14 protein-coding genes and 2 pseudogenes are annotated in these 18705 nt (G+C 61.7%); 7 read left to right on the top strand and 9 right to left on the bottom strand.

Annotated features, from left to right (window positions below):
* Positions 1–28: 28 nt before the first annotated feature.
* Positions 29–937 (bottom strand): lipid A biosynthesis lauroyl acyltransferase, encoded by a 909-nt coding sequence (locus tag M0D66_RS19290; protein ID WP_266211169.1) that lies wholly within the window; start codon positions 935–937, stop codon positions 29–31.
* Between the two features lie 277 nt (positions 938–1214).
* Between M0D66_RS19290 and metK the strand changes: the two genes are divergently transcribed.
* Positions 1215–2405 (top strand): methionine adenosyltransferase, encoded by a 1191-nt coding sequence (metK, locus tag M0D66_RS19285; RefSeq protein WP_093634655.1) that lies wholly within the window; start codon positions 1215–1217, stop codon positions 2403–2405.
* Between the two features lie 134 nt (positions 2406–2539).
* On the opposite strand, the gene M0D66_RS19280 is transcribed toward metK, so the two are convergent.
* A complete protein-coding gene (locus M0D66_RS19280) occupies positions 2540–2908 on the bottom strand; it encodes a hypothetical protein (RefSeq protein ID WP_093634684.1) in 369 nt (122 codons plus the stop codon).
* Here M0D66_RS19280 and M0D66_RS19275 point away from each other — a divergent pair.
* On the top strand, positions 2907–3071 hold the full coding sequence (locus M0D66_RS19275; protein WP_167378383.1) for a hypothetical protein: 165 nt from the start codon (positions 2907–2909) through the stop codon (positions 3069–3071). The two genes, M0D66_RS19280 and M0D66_RS19275, sit on opposite strands and share 2 nt — an antisense overlap.
* A gap of 298 nt (positions 3072–3369) precedes the next feature.
* Positions 3370–4131, top strand: coding sequence for a phytanoyl-CoA dioxygenase family protein (locus tag M0D66_RS19270; RefSeq protein ID WP_093634656.1), 762 nt, complete (start codon positions 3370–3372; stop codon positions 4129–4131).
* Positions 4132–4191: 60 nt separating this feature from the next.
* Here the strand turns inward: M0D66_RS19270 and M0D66_RS19265 are convergent, their stop codons facing one another.
* The gene (locus M0D66_RS19265; RefSeq protein WP_093634657.1) at positions 4192–4398 is read right to left on the bottom strand and encodes a DUF3185 family protein; all 207 of its coding nucleotides are present in this window, start codon (positions 4396–4398) and stop codon (positions 4192–4194) included.
* 219 nt (positions 4399–4617) lie between these two features.
* Between M0D66_RS19265 and mgrA the strand changes: the two genes are divergently transcribed.
* Positions 4618–5661 carry an L-glyceraldehyde 3-phosphate reductase gene (gene mgrA, locus M0D66_RS19260; protein ID WP_054037171.1) on the top strand — a complete coding sequence of 348 codons (1044 nt, stop codon included), beginning with the start codon at positions 4618–4620 and terminating at the stop codon, positions 5659–5661.
* A 175-nt stretch (positions 5662–5836) separates the two neighbouring features.
* Here mgrA and M0D66_RS19255 read toward each other — a convergent pair whose 3' ends face one another.
* From M0D66_RS19255 to M0D66_RS19235, 5 genes and pseudogenes are all read right to left on the bottom strand, one after another.
* Positions 5837–6022, bottom strand: coding sequence for a hypothetical protein (locus tag M0D66_RS19255; protein ID WP_007179669.1), 186 nt, complete (start codon positions 6020–6022; stop codon positions 5837–5839).
* A 350-nt stretch (positions 6023–6372) separates the two neighbouring features.
* Positions 6373–7521: pseudogene (locus tag M0D66_RS19250) on the bottom strand (MFS transporter).
* Positions 7522–7721: 200 nt separating this feature from the next.
* A complete protein-coding gene (locus tag M0D66_RS19245) occupies positions 7722–9188 on the bottom strand; it encodes an efflux transporter outer membrane subunit (RefSeq protein ID WP_266211411.1) in 1467 nt (488 codons plus the stop codon).
* Positions 9189–9238: 50 nt separating this feature from the next.
* Positions 9239–10542 (bottom strand): annotated as a pseudogene (locus M0D66_RS19240) (efflux RND transporter periplasmic adaptor subunit).
* Positions 10543–10618: 76 nt separating this feature from the next.
* Entirely contained in the window at positions 10619–13801 is a 3183-nt protein-coding gene (locus M0D66_RS19235; RefSeq protein ID WP_266211168.1) for an efflux RND transporter permease subunit, read from the bottom strand.
* A gap of 415 nt (positions 13802–14216) precedes the next feature.
* Here M0D66_RS19235 and M0D66_RS19230 point away from each other — a divergent pair, with 415 nt between their 5' ends.
* Both M0D66_RS19230 and M0D66_RS19225 read left to right on the top strand, forming a co-directional pair.
* Positions 14217–14429, top strand: a complete 213-nt coding sequence (locus M0D66_RS19230) for a hypothetical protein (RefSeq protein WP_035554043.1) — start codon at positions 14217–14219, stop codon at positions 14427–14429.
* A gap of 100 nt (positions 14430–14529) precedes the next feature.
* Complete coding sequence (locus M0D66_RS19225) at positions 14530–15558, top strand: serine/threonine protein kinase (protein ID WP_266211167.1); 1029 nt, start codon at positions 14530–14532, stop codon at positions 15556–15558.
* Positions 15559–15570: 12 nt separating this feature from the next.
* Here M0D66_RS19225 and M0D66_RS19220 read toward each other — a convergent pair whose 3' ends face one another.
* Positions 15571–17472, bottom strand: a complete 1902-nt coding sequence (locus M0D66_RS19220; protein ID WP_266211166.1) for a DUF3857 and transglutaminase domain-containing protein — start codon at positions 17470–17472, stop codon at positions 15571–15573.
* A 331-nt stretch (positions 17473–17803) separates the two neighbouring features.
* On the opposite strand from M0D66_RS19220, the gene M0D66_RS19215 reads away from it, so the two are divergent.
* Positions 17804–18544 carry a PepSY-associated TM helix domain-containing protein gene (locus M0D66_RS19215; RefSeq protein ID WP_266211165.1) on the top strand — a complete coding sequence of 247 codons (741 nt, stop codon included), beginning with the start codon at positions 17804–17806 and terminating at the stop codon, positions 18542–18544.
* Positions 18545–18705: the final 161 nt, after the last annotated feature.

Here is an 18705-nt window from a genome sequence, read left to right as displayed (position 1 = left end):
TGCGCCGAACGCCGTTTTATTTAAGCGTTCAGGCGCCTTTTTTCGAAGGCCGGTCATAGACGCTCGGCTCGCCCGGCGGCCGGGTCTTGAAGCGCTTGTGCACCCAGTAGTACTGCTCGGGGATCAACGGAATCTGCTCTTCGAGGAAGGCGTTCATGCGGCGTGCGTCGGCTTCGTCGTCGCCGGTGGGGTAGTTGTCCCACGGCTTGAAGACCTTCAGCCGGTAGCCCTTATAGTTCGGCAGCACCTCGCCGATGAACGGCACCACTTGCGCGTGGCCGACCCCGGCGAGCCGCCCGACCGCCGTCAGTGTGCACGTTTGTACGCCGAAGAACGGCACGAACGTCGAGTTGCGCATGCCGTAGTCCATATCGGCGCCGAGCATGACCGGCTTGCGGTCGCGCAACCAGCGCAGCACGATGCGAGCACTGTCGGCGCGGCTTGCCATGTCCGCGCCGAAGCGGCCGCGCGCGGCGATCGCCACGTCGTCGAGCACCTTGTTGGACATCGGCTGGTAGAGCGCGCCGCACTGCCGGCGCAGCGCGTGATTGATGAACACGGAGCCCGCCTCAATACCGACGAAATGCGCGCCGAGCAACAGGGTGGGCGGCATGTCGGGATCCAGTAGATCGATCTCGCTGTCCACCTGCACGAGCTTTTCCAGCTTCTTTGCGGACCCGAACCACTGGACGCTGCGCTCGACATAGCTGCGGATCGCGTGGCGGAAGTGTTTCTGCGCGATCTCTTCGCGATGCTCAGCGCTCCACTCCGGGAAGCACAGGCTCAGATTGATGTGGACGATGCGTTTACGGTTGCTGGGTATCTGGTAGAGCAGCCAGCCCAGCCCGTCGCCCAGTCGCGCAACGAAACCGTATGGCAGCAACGCCAGAAATTTCAGCAGTCCAATGGCCAGGTGGGCGCCAAGACGACTCAGCATGCCGCCCCTCCGTTTAGGGCGTCGAGCGACGCTTTGCTCAAGAAACCTGAAGACGGGTCGAAATACAGCACGGGTGATCACTCTGTGACAATCAAAGGAAGTCGCTATAATAAGGGCTTCGCCGAGTTAATAGACAACTTGCGGGGCGAAGCTGGCGGGTGCTATCCATGGGATAGGCCCCTGCCGGTAAGGTAATCCGCTAAAGCGTCGCCGCTTCAAGGCTCCCGAAGCTGGCTACGTGAAACTCAACCGTAACCACAAAACAGGAGTCTGCAACGTGGCAAACGATTATCTCTTCACCTCCGAATCCGTGTCCGAAGGCCATCCCGACAAAGTCGCGGATCAGATCTCGGACGCCATCCTCGACGCCATCCTGACCCAGGACAAGTACTCGCGTGTCGCAGCCGAAACGCTGTGCAACACGGGTCTCGTCGTGCTGGCCGGTGAAATCACCACCACCGCGAACGTCGATTACATCCAGGTCGCGCGCAACACGATCAAGCGCATCGGCTACGACAACACCGATTACGGTATCGACTACCGCGGCTGCGCGGTGCTGGTGGCGTACGACAAGCAATCGCCGGACATCGCCCAGGGCGTGGACCGTGCGCACGACAATAACCTCGATCAAGGTGCCGGCGATCAGGGCCTGATGTTCGGTTATGCGTGCGAAGAAACGCCGGAACTGATGCCGCTGCCGATCCACCTGTCGCACCGTCTGGTGGAACGTCAGGCGAATCTGCGCCGCGACGGCCGCCTGCCCTGGCTGCGTCCGGATGCGAAGTCGCAGGTCACCGTGCGTTATGTCGACGGCAAGCCGCATGCAATCGACACGGTCGTGCTGTCCACGCAGCATTCGCCGGACATCGATCTGGCCACGCTGCGCGAAGCCGTGATCGAAGAAGTCATCAAGCCGACGCTGCCGGCTGACCTGATCAAGGGCGACATCAAGTTCCTGGTGAACCCGACCGGCCGATTCGTGATCGGCGGTCCGCAAGGCGATTGCGGTCTGACGGGCCGCAAGATCATCGTCGATACGTACGGCGGCGCGGCGCCGCACGGCGGCGGCGCGTTCTCGGGCAAGGATCCGTCGAAGGTCGACCGTTCGGCGGCTTATGCCGGCCGTTATGTCGCGAAGAATATCGTGGCGGCTGGTTTGGCGTCGCGCTGCCTGATTCAGGTGTCGTACGCGATCGGCGTTGCCCAGCCGACGTCGGTCATGGTCAACACGTTCGGCACGGGCCGCGTGTCGGATGCAGTCATCACGAAGCTGGTGCTGGAGCATTTCGATCTGCGTCCGAAGGGCATCATCCAGATGCTTGACCTGCTGCGTCCGATCTACGAGAAGAGCGCGGCCTACGGTCACTTCGGCCGCGAAGAGCCGGAATTCACGTGGGAAGCCACGGACAAGGCCCTGGTGCTCGCCGAAGCTGCAGGCACCGAACCGGTTGTCGCGCTCGCCGAATAAGCGCACACAGTCCGTTTCAGCAAAAAACCCCGCCGGCGTAAGCCGAGCGGGGTTTTTTATTGCCTTTGCAGTGCACCGCGACGCGTTCGGCGGCTCACTTAGCCGCCTATTCAGCCACTCGCTTAGCCGCGCACTCAGCGGCTCGCAAACGCGAACGCAAACCAGCCGCTGCTACCACTCGTCGACATCCGGCGCGGGCGGCGGCTCGTACTTTGCGGAGCGACGACCGGTGCATTGCGCGTCGCGGTGAGGCGCAGCGGCGTCGGTTTGCGCAGCAGCGTACGCAGCGAAAAACGGCGTGAGCTGCCTTGCAGGCGCAGTGCGGAGAAGAAGGTGTGGAACCACGTGCGAATGCCGTCGACCGCTTTGGCTTCACGCCATTGCTCGCCTAATGCGCGTGTGCGGGTGGCATGGTGACGCAGTGCACGCACGATATGGCGGCGTGCCGGACGCGCCGCCTTCAATGCGGCGCGGGTAAGACGGGTGCTCAGGAGAGTATGCATGGCTTCACAAGTAGGCAACGTGTCGCGCGACGGAGTGTGCGCCAGAAGGAGCACCAAATGTGCCAACGGCGGTGTCGCGATGGACGGCGCGAAAGCCCGGAATTCGACTGGAAAGGACACGGAGGACGGCGGAGTCGGCCATGGCGGCCTGTGCGTGCCGTAAAAGTGCGGGAAGAACAATCAACATGTGTGCAGGCTACACGCGATTCATGACGTCAGAAAGTCGGTTTTTACCCTGCGAATACGGGTTTTTACGGGGTAAACGCGCTGCGCGAGTTTGCGGGGTCGCGCCCTTTGCGGTCGATTTTCGTGCGCGCGTGCCCAGACAGCGTGCCATGCATACCGCCCATTCGCGTGAAAGTAGTGCGTAAGGCCCGGCTCCCCGGCAGGTGAAACAGCGCGCAGTCCGATCGCGCCCGTTTTACAATCGAGCATCAGTCAGTCGAAAGTAACGGAACACCATGTCACTTCACTCGAAGAAAGAGCAGATTCAAACGTTGCGGGAGCAGGGATTTGTCGTCGTGCCGGGACTGGTTTCGCCCGAGCGTTGCGCTGAACTGAAGCAGATTGCGGAGCGCCAGCTGCAGGAAGCGGCCGCACCAATCGAATTCGAAGCGGATCTGCGGTATCCGGGCGCACCGGAATCCAAACACGCGCCGGGTGGGCATACGGTTCGCCGCCTGCTGGATGCGTACGGGCGCCATCCGCATTTCGCGCAATGGGCCACCGCGCCGGAAATTCGCGGCTGGATGGAGTTGTACTTCGGCGAGGAGCCGCGCTTATCGCGGGCGCATCACAATTGCATGATGACCAAGCACCCTGCCTACGGCAGTTTGACCGGCTGGCATCGTGACGTGAGGTATTGGTCGTTCGAGCGCGACGACCTGGTGTCGGTGTGGCTCGCGGTCGGGTCGGAAACGATTGATAACGGTGCGTTGTGGCTGGTGCCGAAGTCTCATAGCGCAGCCTTCACGTCCGACCGCTTCGACGAGGCCAAGTTTTTCCGCTCCGATCTGGAAGAGAATCAGGCGTTGATTCGCACTGCGGTTTCGCCCGAACTCGAGGCCGGCGACGTGGTGTTCTTTCATTGCAACACGCTGCATTCGGCCGGCAAGAATCTCAGCGATCAGGTGAAATTTTCTCTGGTGTTCACTTATCACGGGGCGAGCAATGTGCCCCTGCCGGGATCCCGCTCGGCGGCCAAGCCCGAAATTGCCTTTTAGTTTTTTGCCTTGCGCGGCGCGGAGGCCCTTCGGTTCCGCGCCGCACAGGCAATTCACGCTCTATCGCTTGCGCCCGGAAACAGCCATCCCGGTCAGGCCTGCAATCGTCGCGATAACGCCGCCCACAATCAGCATGATCGCCTTGTTGGTCGGAGATCCGGTGAACACGCGGGACACCTCGCTGCTGACCGAGTTGAACGCCTGCCCGCCGAAATACAACAGCACGATACCGCCGACAATCAGCGCGATTGAAATCGCCTTCGTCATGAACCCATCCCTCCGCTAAGCTTTGATCGGCCAAAGTGTAGGGGAGCCGCAAGCTGTCGTCCATCCCGCATACTGGGCGCCTGCACACATCACGGCGATTGGCTACCATAGCGGTCTGGCCTCACCCATACCTGAATATAAAACCTGCACGCCTCCCGCAGCATGTGATTTCCTCACGCCCGTGATCGCCGGGCGACTTCAACATCAAGGACACTAGCAATGGCTTACGAAGCAGCTTCAGAACGCTATTCGGACATGAAGTACCGCGTCTGCGGCAAGTCGGGTCTCAAACTGCCGGCGCTGTCGCTGGGCCTGTGGCACAACTTCGGCGACACCACGCCGATCTCCACGCAGCGCGATATTCTGCGCACGGCCTTCGATCTGGGCATCACGCACTTCGACCTCGCCAACAACTACGGCCCTCCGTACGGCAGCGCCGAAACCAATTTCGGCCGGCTCTTCAAGGACGACTTCAAGCCGTATCGCGACGAACTGCTGATTTCGTCGAAGGCGGGTTGGGACATGTGGCCGGGTCCGTACGGTCAGGGCGGCGGCTCGCGTAAATACGTACTCGCGAGTCTCGATCAGAGCCTGCAGCGTATGGGCCTCGACTACGTCGATATCTTCTATTCGCATCGTTTCGATGCCGATACGCCGCTCGAAGAAACCGCCGGTGCATTGGCGACCGCTGTGCAACAGGGCAAGGCGCTGTATATCGGTATTTCGTCGTACTCGGCCACCAAGACGCTCGAAATGGCGAAGCTGCTCGCCGAGTACAAGGTGCCGCTGCTGATCCATCAGCCGGCGTACAACATGCTCAACCGCTGGATCGAACAGGAATTGCTGGACACGCTCGAGAAAGTCGGCGCGGGCGCCATCGCGTTCACGCCGCTCGCGCAGGGTTTGCTCACCGGCAAGTATCTGAACGGCGTGCCGGAAGACGCGCGCGTCAACAAGCCGGGCGGCGGTTCGTTGAAGCAGGAGCATCTGAGCCCGCAAAACATCGAGCACGTGCGCAAGCTCAACGACATCGCACAGCGTCGCGGACAAAGCCTCGCGCAGATGGCGCTCGCCTGGGCGCTGCGCGATCCGCGTGTCACGTCGGTATTGATCGGCGCAAGCCGCGCGGAACAGGTGCGTGAGAACGTCGGTGCGCTGAAAAATCTCGCGTTCTCGAAGGAAGAGCTGGCGGAGATCGATCACTACGCGACCGAAGGCGGCATCAACCTGTGGGAAAAACCGTCGACGGATCAGGCGATCTGATCCCGTAGAGTTTCATGTCGTAGAGACACGCCGTAGAAACGAAGAAAGCCGCCCGTGAGGCGGCTTTTTTTCAACTCAGTTCAAGCACACACGCTTCCCGCGCAATGGCCGAAGCGACTGCGTTCAGTCGACCGAACCATCGGCGAAGCGCACAGACTGCCTTCGCCGGACCCCGCTACACTAGCGCAGGCAAGCCCTCGACCAGCACGACCGCGAACACTACGCCGATGAGCGCGCCAAGCACGCGTAACGCGTTGTGCCGAAATTCCGTCTTGCAGGGTAGCGCGCCGACAAACAGGGCGCCGGCCAGTGCCATCGGAATGACCAGGATGAAATCGCCGATCGTAAAGTAGGTCGTCATACCCGTCTCCTTATGTAATACCAACGCGGGCAGCGGCTCGATTTCTGGAGTCATGCACTGCCAGCGGTCGATTCGAGTATAGGCGACGCTTAGATCAACATAACAACGTATTGCGGCGCTGCAGCGCGTCTTCGCAGGCTGCTGAACCCAATACCGCAAGGGCAGCCGCGATTGGCGCGATGCAGCAAAAAGCCCGTAAAAAATGAAGTGTTTGCTTACACAGGCCTTACTTCTAGAGCTTGTTTGATGCGCGGCGGATGGTTCTTGCGTAATCGGGGCGCACTACACGCAGGCCCTGATTCACGCTGAGTCGAGGCCAGGTTTCCTCAAAGCCGATCAGCAGTGTTCCCTCAAGCCGTGATCCGTTCGCGCTGCCGCAAACGCATGGCCGCAACGAGGCCTGCGACAAGCAGCACGCCGACCAGGCCGGCGACACCGTTCCAGCCATAACCCGCCCATACGCGCCCACCATAAGAACCGATCACGCTCGAACCGATGTAATACGCGAGCAGATACAGAGCGGCCGCCTAGCCTTTGGCTTCTTTGGCGAGGCGTCCAACCCAGCCGCTTGCCACCGAGTGTCCGGCGAAAAAGCCGAACGTCACGAAAGCAATGCCGGTTGCAATGGTTGCCAGCGGATGCAGCATCGTGAGTGCGAGTCCAAATGCCATCAGCAGCAAGCTGGCGGTCAGCACGCGCGCCCGGCCGAAGGTGTCGGCCATGCGGCCCGACCACGGCGAGGCAACCACGCCCGTCAGATAGACGACGAAAATCGCGCCGATCTCCGTCTGGCTCAGCAGGTACGGCGGCGCGAGTAGCCGGTAGCCGATGTAGTTGTACAGCGTAACGAAGCTGCCCATCAGCACGAAGCCGAGCAGAAACAACAAAGGCAAACCGGGCCGCGTGAATTGCTTGAGCAGCGCAGTGCGGTGATGGGAAAAGCCGAGCCCGCGACGCGGTACGAAATGGCGCGACGGCGGCAGCAAGGCGCGAAACGCGAGCATCGAGAGAATGCCGAGCACGCCGATCGTTCCGATTGCCACGCGCCACGAAAACAGATCCGCGACCACGCCGGTGATCACACGCCCGGCCATCCCGCCGATCGCCGTGCCGCCGACATACAGCCCCATCGCCAGACCGAGTCCATCCGGGTGGACCTCTTCCGCGAGGTACGCCATCGCGACGGCGGGCACGCCACCGAGGGCGAGCCCTTCGAGCGTGCGCAACACGAGCAGTTGATGCCAGTGCGGTGCGATCGACACGCCGATCGTCAGCAGCGCCGACAGCGTGAGCGATGCCGTCATCAGCTTGTGACGACTCCAGCCTTCCGATACGAAACCGGCTATGAAGATGGCGAGCGCGAGCGCGGCGGTTGTCAGTGAGAGCGACAAGCTGCTTTGTGCCGGCGTCACGTTGAACGCCGTAGAGAACGCAGGCAGCAATGGCTGTACGCAATACAGCAATGAGAAGGTGGCGTAACCCGCGAACAGCAGTGCCATGCTGGCGCGCCAATAGGCGCGCGTGCCACGTTCGAGATAGGGAAGGTCAGAGACGCCAGACACAGAAGCGGAGGTGAGAGAAGCAGACGAAAGGGGAACAGCCGAAGCAGCAGTCCGGTGGGAATCCGGCGATGCGGTCACGAAAAAATCTCCTTGGGCAGCGCAGAGTACTCAAAGAAGTTAAGGATACGCTGAAAAACTTAACCGTGCGCCGCAGCATCGCTCGCGGGTGCTGCGGGATGCACGATCTGTTCGTCGGTCGGCAAGGCGGACGTGTCCCAACCGCCGCCTAGCGCCTTGATCAACGCGACGCTCGCGGCCATGCGGCGGCGCGCGATCGACACCGCCGTCCGCTCATTAGTGAGCGCCGTGGTTTGCGCGACCACGACGTCGAGATACGTGATCGCGCCGTTTTTATAGCGATTCGACACGACCGCCAGCGAACGCTGCGCGGCGGCCACGGCGTCGTCCTGTGCGGCGGCTTCCTGTTCCAGCACGCGTAAGGCGGCGAGGTTGTCTTCGACCTGGCCGAACGCCGTCAGCACCGTTTGGCGGTACTGCGCGACGCTTTCGTCGTAGTGCGCACGAGCCTGCTCTTTTACCGATGCACGTCCGCCGAAGTCGAGCAGCGTACCGGCCAGTGTCGGCCCGAGCGACCACAGACGGCTCGGCGCCATCAGCCATTGGCTGTAGTTGGTCGCTTCGAGCCCGCCTGTCACCGACAAAATCAGGTTCGGAAAAAATGCCGCCGTCGCCACGCCGATCTGCGCGTTCATATCGGCGACGTGCCGTTCTGCCGACGCGATGTCGGGCCGTCGTTCGAGCAACGCGGATGGCACGCCGGCCGCCGCGACCACCGGCACGGCAGTGAGCGGTGCAACCGGCAGGGAAAAGGTCGAGGGCGTCTGCCCGATCAGGATCGCGATCGCATGTTCGAGTTGCGCGCGTTGCACGCCGAGGTCGAGCGCTTGCGCCTGAGTGGTTTGCAACTGCGTCTGCGCCTGCGCGACGTCGGCATCGGTGGCGATGCCGCCTGCGTAGCGGTGTTGTGTCAGATCGAGTGCTTCCTTGTAGGCCTTGATCGTGTCGTCGAGAAGTTTGCGCTCCTGATCGAGACCACGGAGTTCGAAGTAGTCCGTTGCCAGTTCGGCCTGCATCGAGAGGAGCGCCGCTTGCGCATCGGCGGCGCTCGCCTGCGCTTCCGCTTTCGCGCCTTCGACGCTACGCGACACGCGGCCCCATAAGTCCGGTTCCCACGACGCGTCGGCTTGCACGAGGTAATCGTTCAGCGTGAGACCGGCAGTCGATTTGTGCAGCACATTCGCGGAGCTCCGCGCGCGTGAATAGTCGCCATTCGCGCTGACGACAGGGAAGAAGTTCGAGCGGTATTGCGCAACTGTCGCACGAGCGGCGCGAAAACGCGCCTCGGCAGCCTGCACGTTCTGGTTCGCGCTCGCCACCTGCTGCTCGAGCGCATCGAGCGATGGGTCTGCGTAGACACTCCACCATGCACCTCGTGTGACGGTGTCGGCGGGTTGCGCAGGCTTCCAGCCGGTGCCTTCGAGTTCCTTGTAGGTGGCGGCGGTGGTGGCCGATGGTTTGACGTAGTCGGGACCCACGGTGCAGGCGGTGAGCGTGAAGACAAAGACGGACGCTACGGCAAGCAGCGAGCCGTGTGCAAGCGATGGCCCGACATGGCGACGTGATACTGGCGCGCTCACAAGGACATCCTCGCTGATTGCAGGCTGGCGACGTGCGCAATGGGCGCGCTTGCGGCTGCTGCGCCAGAGGCACTCGCGCCCTCCGCACCCGAAGCACCCGCTGCGCTACCCGCACCAGCCCCCGCTTTTGCCGGCACGATCCGCACCGGCGCCCCATCGATGATCGAATCTTGCGGATTCAGAATCACCTGTTCATCGCCTTGCAAACCGGATGCGATTGCCACGCGCGTGCCGAAGTCCGTCCCGAGCGAAACCGGCAGCAGCTTCACTTTGTGCTGTGTATCCACAGTGGCCACTTTCACGCCGTCCGGGCGAAACAGCAGCGCGTTGCCAGGCAACGTAAACGGCGCGGCGCCAGCGCCCAAAGCGAAATGCACCTGCGCGTATGCGCCCTGCAGCAGATCGCCATTGCGATTGTCGACATCGACTTCGACGAGCATGGTTCGCTGTTGCGGATCGACGGCGCCCGAGGTGCGCGCCACGGTCCCCGGATAATGTTTGGACGGCGTCTCGGTCAGCGTCAGAAACGCCGTCTGTTGCGCGCGGACCTGTTGTGCATAGGCCTGCGGCACGTTCACATACACACGCAATCTGTCCGCCTGCGCGACATGGAACAGTTCCTTCGCCGGGCCACCGGAACTGCCCGCGTCGATCAATGCGCCGACATCGACATTGCGTGCCGTCACGATGCCGTCGAAGGGCGCGTAGACCTTCTGGAACGACTGCGTTTTTTCAAGGCGCGCCACGTTGAAGCGCGCGGCGTCAGCGTGCCTTTCTTCGCGAGCATGTCGCCGACCTTCTCGTCGGTTTCCTGCTTCGAAACCGATTTGCTTTTCAACATGTCGGTCCAGCGGTCGGCGGTGCTTTTCGCGAGCGCGTAGTTGGCGTTGGCATTCGCGAGGTCGGCGCGGGCGGCGCGCAGTTGATCGTCCACTTCCGGTGTGTCGATTTCCGCGAGCAACTGGCCGTTCTTGACGTGCGCGCCGATGTCCGCGTACCACTTCTTCAGGTAGCCGTTAGTGCGTGCGTAAATCGGCGTGTCGAGAAACGCCTGCACGTTGCCGGGCAGCACGAGGTCGAGTCCCGCGTTCGACTTCTGCGGACGCACGACTTCGACGCTCGTCTGGCTGGCGTGCTCGGCATCGCGCTCGAGTGCCGCATGCGCGTCATGGCGCGACCAGATACCTTGCGCCGCGAGCAGAACGATCACCACGACCACCGCCACGATTACCCAGCGCGCGCGTTTCCCTTTCGCTGGATCGGGCGCGGCGTTGGATTCGCCTGGACGTTTTCCTTCCATCAAGCTTCCCCTATCAGAATGCATGGGCAGTCGAAGCTGCCTCTTGTGCTTCGCGTTGCGTGTGTCGTGCGAGTCGTCATGGTTTTTGCACCACATGCTCGGCCGCACGCTGACGCCGTGCCGCGAGCCGTCGGTAAATCATCGAAAAGACAACGGGCACGAAGATCAGCGTAGCTAAAGTGCCGACCGTCAAACCGCCGATCACCGCGCGCCCGAGCGGCGCATTCTGCTCGCCGCCTTCGCCAAGACCGGTCGCCATCGGCACCATGCCGATCACCATTGCGAGCGCCGTCATCAGCACCGGACGGAAACGCGTGAAGCCCGCCTCGATCGCTGCACGCGTCGCGTCGCCGTGTTCGAGCAGTTGTTCGCGTGCAAAGCTGATCACAAGAATTGAGTTCGCGGTGGCGATGCCAATACACATGATCGCGCCCGTCAGCGCCGGAATCGACAGCGTGGTGTGCGTGAGAAACAGCATCCACACGATGCCCGCGAGCGCGCCCGGCAGCGCCGTAATGATGATGAAGGGATCGAGCCACGACTGGAAATTCACCACGATCAGCAGATACACCAGCAGGATCGCAAATACCAAACCGGCGAACAGGCCCGAGAACGAATCGTTCATGGTCTGCACCTGGCCGCGTACTTCGATGCTCGAGGTTTTGGGGAGATCGGCTTTGGCGCTGTCGATGATCTTGCTGATGTCGTCGGAGACGCCGCCGAGATCGCGGCCGTCGGCGGTGCCGAAAATGTCGATGGTGGTCTGCGCGTTGTAGTGCGTGAGCACTGCGTTGCCCGCTTCGCGTTTCATCGTGGCGAGCGAGCCGAGAATATTGCTGCGGCCGTTGGCATTCAGCGGAATGTTCGCGAGCGATTGCAACGAATCGATCGTGTATTGCGGCGCTTCCGTGATCACGTTGTAGCTGACGCCGTTGCGCGGATTGAGCCAGAACGTCGGCGTGGTCTGCTGGCTACCGGACAGTGTAATCAGCAGATCGCTTGCGATGTCGCGTTGCGAGAAACCGGCTTGCTGTGCGCGTGTACGGTCCACGTCGATAAAGATGCGCGGCAAATCGGCGGGCTGCTGGATGCGCGCATCGGCGAGACCCGGCACGGTGCGCAGCCGGTTCAGCAACTGCGCGGCGAACACGCGATTACCGGCGACGTCGCGCCCGACGATCTGAATGTCGATCGGCGAAGGCATGCCGAAGTTGAGTGTCTGACTGACGATATCTGCGGGCAGGAAGGCGAACTGCACGCCGGGAAATTCGTCGGTGAGCGTGCGGCGTAGCGTGCGCACATAGTCGGCGCTCGGATGATGATCGGGATTCAGCGTGATGAGTATGTCCGAATCCGAGGTGCCGATCGTGCCGGTGTTGCTGTATGAGAGGTTGATGCCTGAGACCGGCAAGCCGATATTGTCGATGAGTGAATGCAACTCGCTGGGCGGTATCAACTGACGAATCCGCGTATCGACCCGATCGGTCACCACTGCGGTTTCCTCGACCCGCATGCCGGTTTTCGCGCGCAGATGCAGCGCGATGGTGCCCGCATCGACTTGCGGGAAAAAGTCGCGGCCGAGAAACGGCATCAGCAACATCGACGCGCCACAGCAAACGAGAAACAGCGTCACGAACAGACCCGGTCGTGCAACCCGCGCCTCGAGAAACACGCGATAGCGATCGCGAAAACGTGCGAAGCCGCGCTCGAATGCGTAGTGCACGCGCATGAACGGATTGCGCGTTTGCTCTGGCACGTGATGCAGGTCCACCGGCTTGTGGTGATGGCGCAGCAGGTACTTCGCCATGGTCGGCACGAGCGTACGCGAGAAGAAGTACGAGGCGAGCATCGCGAACACCACCGCTTCGGCGAGCGGAATGAACAGGTAGTGCGCGACGCCCGTTAGCAGAAACATCGGCACGAACACGATGCAGATCGATAAGGTTGAGACCAGCGTCGGAATCGCGATCTGATGCGCGCCGTCGAGAATCGCCTGCTCCAGCGTTTTGCCTTGCTCGAGTTGATGGCTGATGTTTTCGATCGCCACTGTCGCGTCGTCGACCAGAATACCGACCGCGAGCGCGAGCCCGCCTAACGTCATGATGTTGATGGTTTCGCCGAGCATCGACAGCGCGATGATCGAGGTGATCATCGACAGCGGAATCGATACCGCGATGATCAGCGTCGCGCGCCAGTTGCCGAGGAATAGCAGAATCATCAGACCGGTGAGGCACGCGGCGATCAGCGCTTCACGCAGCACGCCCTGCACCGAGGCGCGCACGAACAGCGACTGATCGGCGACCGGATCGATGTTCAACGAAGCCGGCACGAGGTTGCGTAGCGTCGGCATCATCTTCTTGATACGGTCGACGATTTCGAGCGTGGACGTATTGCCGCTTTTGTTGATGGTCAGCAAGGCGGCGCGCTGGCCGTTCACGCGCACGATGTTGGTTTGCGGCTGGAAGCCGTCGCGCACATGAGCGACGTCGCGGATATAGACGGTGCCGTTAGCCGTGGATTTGATCGGAATGTTATTGAGGCCGGCGAGCGAATCCGGACTGCCGTTCATCTCCACCGAATATTCCGTCGAGCCGATTTTCGCAGTGCCCGAGGGCAGGATCAGATTCTGCGCGGTGACGGCGTTGACCACGTCCATCGGCGACAGATTGCGCTCCTGCAGCTTGCGCGAATCGATATCGACCATGATCTGTCGCTGCTTGCCGCCATACGGCAATGGAGCCGAAGCGCCCGGCACGGTGGCGAGCTGCGTCTTCAGGAAGTTATTGCCGAAGTCGAACAGCTCCTGCTCGGTGAGTGAAGGGGACGACAGCGCGAGGCGCAGGATCGGCACCGTCGAGGCGTTGTAGCGCAGGATATTCGGCGGCGTGATGCCCGGCGGCAGCGAACGCAGTTGCGTCTGTGACAGCGCCGTGACTTCGGCGAGCGCTTCATCGATATTCGCGTGCGGCTGGAAAAAGATCTTCACCACCGCAATCCCGTTCAGCGACGTCGACTCCGTATGCTCGATGTCGTTGACCGCGGTCGAGAGCCCGCGCTCGTAGTTGAGCACGATGCGTTTTTCCATTTCATCGGCGGGCAGGCCGTTGTACGACCAGATCACCGACAGCACCGGAATGTCGATATTTGGGAAAATGTCGGTCGGCGTGCGCAGGATCGTCAGCGGGCCGACGATCAGCAAAAGCAGGGCCAGCACGACGAAGGTATAGGGGCGCCGCAGCGCCAGGCGAACGATCCACATGGCTAGTTAAGGGGATGAAAGGCGGCGGCGCCAGTGTGGCGCACACAGCGGCCATGAGGCATGCCGCGACGGCGGCCGGCGGTCGCAACGGGCGGATTAAGCGGATCGTTCTGGCGGTGCATGATTTTGATATATCGCCCCGGCTGGGTTTATGATGGTCTCGTTACGACGCTTTACGCCCAGATCATCGGCCCGGCGCGCTGTAATGGGAATAGGGCGAAACGACGGGTGAAGAGCCCTGAGTTCGCGCTTTCCATGGCCCCGCAAAACGGGAACAATGACTCGAACCTCTCACGCGTCTTACGCGCAGCAGATTGGGTGCGTACGCAACGTTATCGGCGAAGCGGCGCTTTTATCATCACCTTGACCGGCGCGGAAACCATAAAGCCGGCTATGGGAGAAACGGGGAAACATCATGCAAATCGGTTCCATTGTCCGATCGGTGCATATCGCGGTGCCGCAGGGCGCACGCGGGATTGTCATGCGCATTCTCGGCGACATGGCTATGGTGGCCTGGTATGCCGGCGAACCCGGCACATCGGAGCATCTCAATACTGAACCCTTTTTCCTTGAAGATCTGATCGATACGGGCGAGCAGGTTCGCCCGTCGAGCGCACAGGTGCATTGAAGCTGGTTTGAGTCCGATTCGTGGTGGTTGCAGGTGGCTGTTAGCCGCACGGTGAGCCGACGCCCTCGTCTTTGACGGCGGCGCGGCGCACAATGCGGACATGAACGACGACAATTTCGACCCACAGGACGGCGCCGATAGCGCCGTACCTTTCGCCCGGCTCAAGCCGGAAATCGTGCTCGACGCGCTCGACAGCGTGCTCAGCAGCGTCGGTGTGTACACCGACGGCCGCATGCTGCCGCTCAACAGCTACGAGAACCGCGTGTACCAGGTGGGCGTGGAAGACGGTCCGCCCGTGGTCGCCAAGTTCTATCGTCCCGAGCGTTGGACCGACGCCGCCATTCTCGAAGAACACGCCTTTGTCGCCGATCTCGCCGCGCGTGAGATTCCGGCCGTGCCCGCGCGTGTTTTCGAAGGCCGCACGCTGCATACCTTCGACGGTTTCCGTTTCTCGATCTTCGAACGCCGCGGGGGCCGTGCGCCCGATCTGGACCGGCGCGATACGCTCGAATGGCTGGGGCGTTTCATCGGCCGCATCCATGCAGTTGGACAGACGCAGAACTACACCGAACGCCCGACGCTCGACATCAACACGTTCGGCTACGAGCCGCGGGATTTCTTGCTGGCGCACAACTTCGTGCCCGACGATGTGCGCACCGCCTGGCAGACCGTGGTGAATCTCGCACTGGAAGCCGTCGAGCGCGCCTTCGAGCGGGCCGGCGATATTCGCATGTTGCGAATGCACGGCGATTGTCATCCGAGCAATGTGTTGTGGACCGACGCGGGTCCGCATTTCGTCGACTTCGACGATAGCCGCATGGGTCCGGCCGTGCAGGATTTATGGCTGCTGCTGCCCGGCGATCGCGTCGAGGCTTCGCGTGCGCTGGCGGATCTGCTCGCCGGCTACGAAGACTTCTGCGACTTCGAGCCGCGCGAACTGTATCTCGTCGAGGCGTTGCGCACGCTGCGGCTGATTCACTACCAGGCGTGGCTCGCGCGCCGTTGGGACGACCCGGCGTTTCCGGCGGCGTTTCCGTGGTTCAACACGCAGCGCTACTGGGAAGACCGCATCCTCGAACTGCGCGAGCAGCTCGGCGCGATGGAGGAAGGACCGCTCTGGCCGGTTTGAGCGGTCGCGGTTCTACGGCGCCTGCGACGCCACGCTCGACGATTCCACCAGCGTCGATTTGACGATCACTTCGGCGCGCACGTCGCGCCCGATCGCTTCGATCGCGGGACGCATTTTCGCGAAGTCGTCGGGCGTGCAGACCTCGCTATCGAAATGGGTGGTGCCGTCGCGCGTCATCGTCACCACGTTGCTGAGCGGATCGAACGTGTACTGCGACTGGAAATCGACGAAGCGGTCTTGAGTTCGCTTCGCTTCCGGCATTTCCAGCACGTGAAAATTCGCGGGCAATTCAATGCGCGCGCGTTCATGCAACGTCAGGTTGTGGCAGACGAATGGCTGCGTGCGCTGCCGTTCGCCGAGCCAGTAGCGGGTGTCCGCCTCGAAGCCGCCGGCCATACTCGTCAGCGCCGGAATCGATGCCGCGGCGCCCGGTACCACCAGACTTTCGAGCGTGCCTTTCATCGTAATGGTCAGCGGGCCGTCTGCAACGGTGAGGTCGCTGGTGGTCAGCGTGGCGGTGCCGCGCAGGTTGGCGCTGCGCAGTTCCGCCTGGATCGACTCCTCACGTTGCGCGGGCGTTTGCGTGCGCAACATCGCGCGCGCCTGTTCGGCCGTGGCGCCCGATGCTTCCAGACGATAGGTGAAGCTCGCCGAGCCGTCCGGTTCGACCTTGATCGACAGGTCGGTGCTGCGCGTCATCAACGCGGTGGCCGGCGTTTGCGCGACCACCCCCTGATTGACGAGGACGGTAGGGCGGTTCATATCGGACGACGGCAAAAAACCGAATTCGACATTCGATGCGGTCGAGTCCGCATATTGCTGCAAATCCGGCAGCCAGGTGATCACGTGATTAATGACGCCGTAGCCCGGCACGCTGGGCAACGTGTAAATCGAGCCGCTGCTGATCAAGGCCGGCTCATTGCGAACGCCGACGGCGTCGAGCATTGCGCCGTACAACGCCACGTGATCCTTGCAGTCGCCATAGCGGTTCGCGAGGATCGCGCTTGCACTGTGCGGCACCACCGAACCGCGCCCAACATAGATCGCCACATAGCGGACGTTGCGGCGTACCCAGTCGTACAGCGTTTTGGCTTTGTCGTGCGGGGTGTGGTCGCGTGCGGTGAGGTTTTGCGCGAGACGTGTGACGGCGGTGTCGCGCGCGCTCGGGTCGGCGGCGGACGCCCTGTAACTGGCTGCGAAAGCGGCGTAGTCCGGAAAGGTCGAGACCATGAGCCGGTCGCCGTACGACACATACGCGATCGAGCCGCGCTCCAGACGGCTGAAATGCGCCTTGTCGTAACGGTATTCGTAGCGAGTGCGGCCGTCGCGCGTGACCGGTTGAAGCGCGGTGAAGCCGCGTGCATCGGCATAAAGCGGCTTGCCGGCGGGCAGATCGTAGATGAGGTGAAAGTTGTGGGTCGGCGCGAGATCGGGCGGAGTGAAGTCGCTGAATTCGCCCAACTCGATCGGCTGCTTTTGCGTCTTGCGATAGGTGAGATGCACGCGCGAGCCGGGTTCGACGGCGGGGAACACGATCACCTTTTCCTGGATGTCCTGGAACATCGGCGCGTCGAACGAACGGGCTTCCTGCACGTCGCGGATCTGATCGGGCTGCACGTCGTGACGCACGCCGTCGGCGGTGGTCGTGTAGGCCTCGATGATCTGCACGTCCGCCATATTGCGGTTGAACCACACGTATTGCTGCGCCACTCGCGCGACGCCTGCTTCGTTGTTCACGTGCAGCGTCATCGAATCGAGCTTGGAGAAGGAGCCGTCGGCATTGACGGTGAAAGTCTGCGTTTCACCTTCGTTGGTATAGGGATCGTCCAGCTTGGCCGCAATGCTCGCGCTCGCGCTATGGACACCGGCAAGCCAGCCGAGAGAGGCAAGACAGACCAAAGAGGTGAGGCGCATGGCGGGCAGGTATCCGGAACGGCAACGTTGACGGGATCGCCAGTTAGAGTCGGTTTGCGCCGCCCGGATGTCAAGCGGATACCGAGCATTGCAATTGAGCAAATGCTCCAATTGTGTAATGATAGCCATTCTCAATTGAAAGGCATCGCCAGCTTTCTGTCACATTTCTCCTCCTCTGTGACTGCCAGCCAGCCTCTCAGCCGGACGGCCTGGACCGCAAGCCGGGTCTGTCCGGCCCTTCCTTTCGAACTTTCCTTTACCGCTGGTGAGAGCGAGCGCTTTGGCGCTGCCTGACGGCGGGAGGTTAACTTGCTGTGCCTGGAGCATGGATGTGAACGCGCCTGAATCGATCGATATGAAACCTGCTGCTGGTGCCAGCACGCAATACACGGCCCATAGGCCGGAGCGCGGTCATCATCTGATGGGCGACGCCGAGCAGGCGGCGCGGCGCCAGCGTTCGCGGCGGGCGAATTTCATCAAGTGGTTGCGCAAGGTACACGGCTGGGTTGGGCTGTGGGGCGCGGTGTTGGGGCTGATGTTTGGCGCGACGGGGTTTTTGCTGAATCATCGCGGCGGACCGTTGAAGGTGTCGTCGGGTGAGCCGCAGGTCGAGGAGATGCAGATTCCTGTGCCGCAGAAGAAGCTGGGTTCGCCGATGGAGATGGCGAAGTGGCTCAAGGGCGAATTAAAGATCGACGGCAAGCCGGGGAAGGTGAAACGCGAACCGGCGCATGCGGTGGCATGGGGTGATCGCAGCACGATGCAGCCGGAGTTCTGGCAAGTCGGGATTTTTGGGCCTGGTCAGAATGTGCAGGCCGAGTATTGGGTTGGGAATGGGTTTGTGGCGGTGAAACGCACGCAGAATTCGTTTCTTACTACGATGAATAATTTGCATCGTGGTGTGGGGTTGAGTGTTGGGTGGGTTTTGTTGATCGATACGATTGCTGGTGGGATGATTTTGCTGTCCCTGACCGGGGTCTTGTTGTGGACTGAGTTGAATAAGCGGCGGATTGTCGGGGTTTTGTTGGTTGGCGGCTCGGTGGTTGCCGCTGTGGTTTGTGGGTTAATGTGACTTGGGGTTTTTTGCCTTTGCGGCGCTTTTTTCAGTGTTCTTGGGGCTTTGGCCTTTCCTTGATTTGTTAGTGGTCTATTAGCGTTGCCCCTGTGCGGGGCGGCACTGTAGTGGTCCAATGACTATGGACACCTCTAAAGGGGATAATTCTCCAAACGAGG

The organism is Paraburkholderia sp. SECH2, assembly GCF_030464795.1.
Classification (GTDB): Bacteria; Pseudomonadota; Gammaproteobacteria; order Burkholderiales; family Burkholderiaceae; genus Paraburkholderia; species Paraburkholderia aspalathi.
The sequence above is the reverse complement of the archived record's forward strand: the minus strand, read 5'-3'. Positions and strand labels throughout refer to the sequence as shown.

Bases quoted from the DNA above. Each gene is read 5' to 3' on its own strand.
- M0D66_RS19235 (WP_266211168.1), bottom strand. From the start codon at position 13,801: ATGTGGATCGTTCGCCTGGCGCTGCGGCGCCCCTATACCTTCGTCGTG.
- M0D66_RS19230 (WP_035554043.1), top strand. From the start codon at position 14,217: ATGCAAATCGGTTCCATTGTCCGATCGGTGCATATCGCGGTGCCGCAG.
- M0D66_RS19225 (WP_266211167.1), top strand. From the start codon at position 14,530: ATGAACGACGACAATTTCGACCCACAGGACGGCGCCGATAGCGCCGTA.
- M0D66_RS19265 (WP_093634657.1), bottom strand. From the start codon at position 4,398: ATGACGAAGGCGATTTCAATCGCGCTGATTGTCGGCGGTATCGTGCTG.
- M0D66_RS19290 (WP_266211169.1), bottom strand. From the start codon at position 937: ATGCTGAGTCGTCTTGGCGCCCACCTGGCCATTGGACTGCTGAAATTT.
- M0D66_RS19280 (WP_093634684.1), bottom strand. From the start codon at position 2,908: ATGCATACTCTCCTGAGCACCCGTCTTACCCGCGCCGCATTGAAGGCG.
- mgrA (WP_054037171.1), top strand. From the start codon at position 4,618: ATGGCTTACGAAGCAGCTTCAGAACGCTATTCGGACATGAAGTACCGC.
- M0D66_RS19220 (WP_266211166.1), bottom strand. From the start codon at position 17,472: ATGCGCCTCACCTCTTTGGTCTGTCTTGCCTCTCTCGGCTGGCTTGCC.
- M0D66_RS19255 (WP_007179669.1), bottom strand. From the start codon at position 6,022: ATGACGACCTACTTTACGATCGGCGATTTCATCCTGGTCATTCCGATG.
- M0D66_RS19275 (WP_167378383.1), top strand. From the start codon at position 2,907: ATGGCTTCACAAGTAGGCAACGTGTCGCGCGACGGAGTGTGCGCCAGA.
- M0D66_RS19270 (WP_093634656.1), top strand. From the start codon at position 3,370: ATGTCACTTCACTCGAAGAAAGAGCAGATTCAAACGTTGCGGGAGCAG.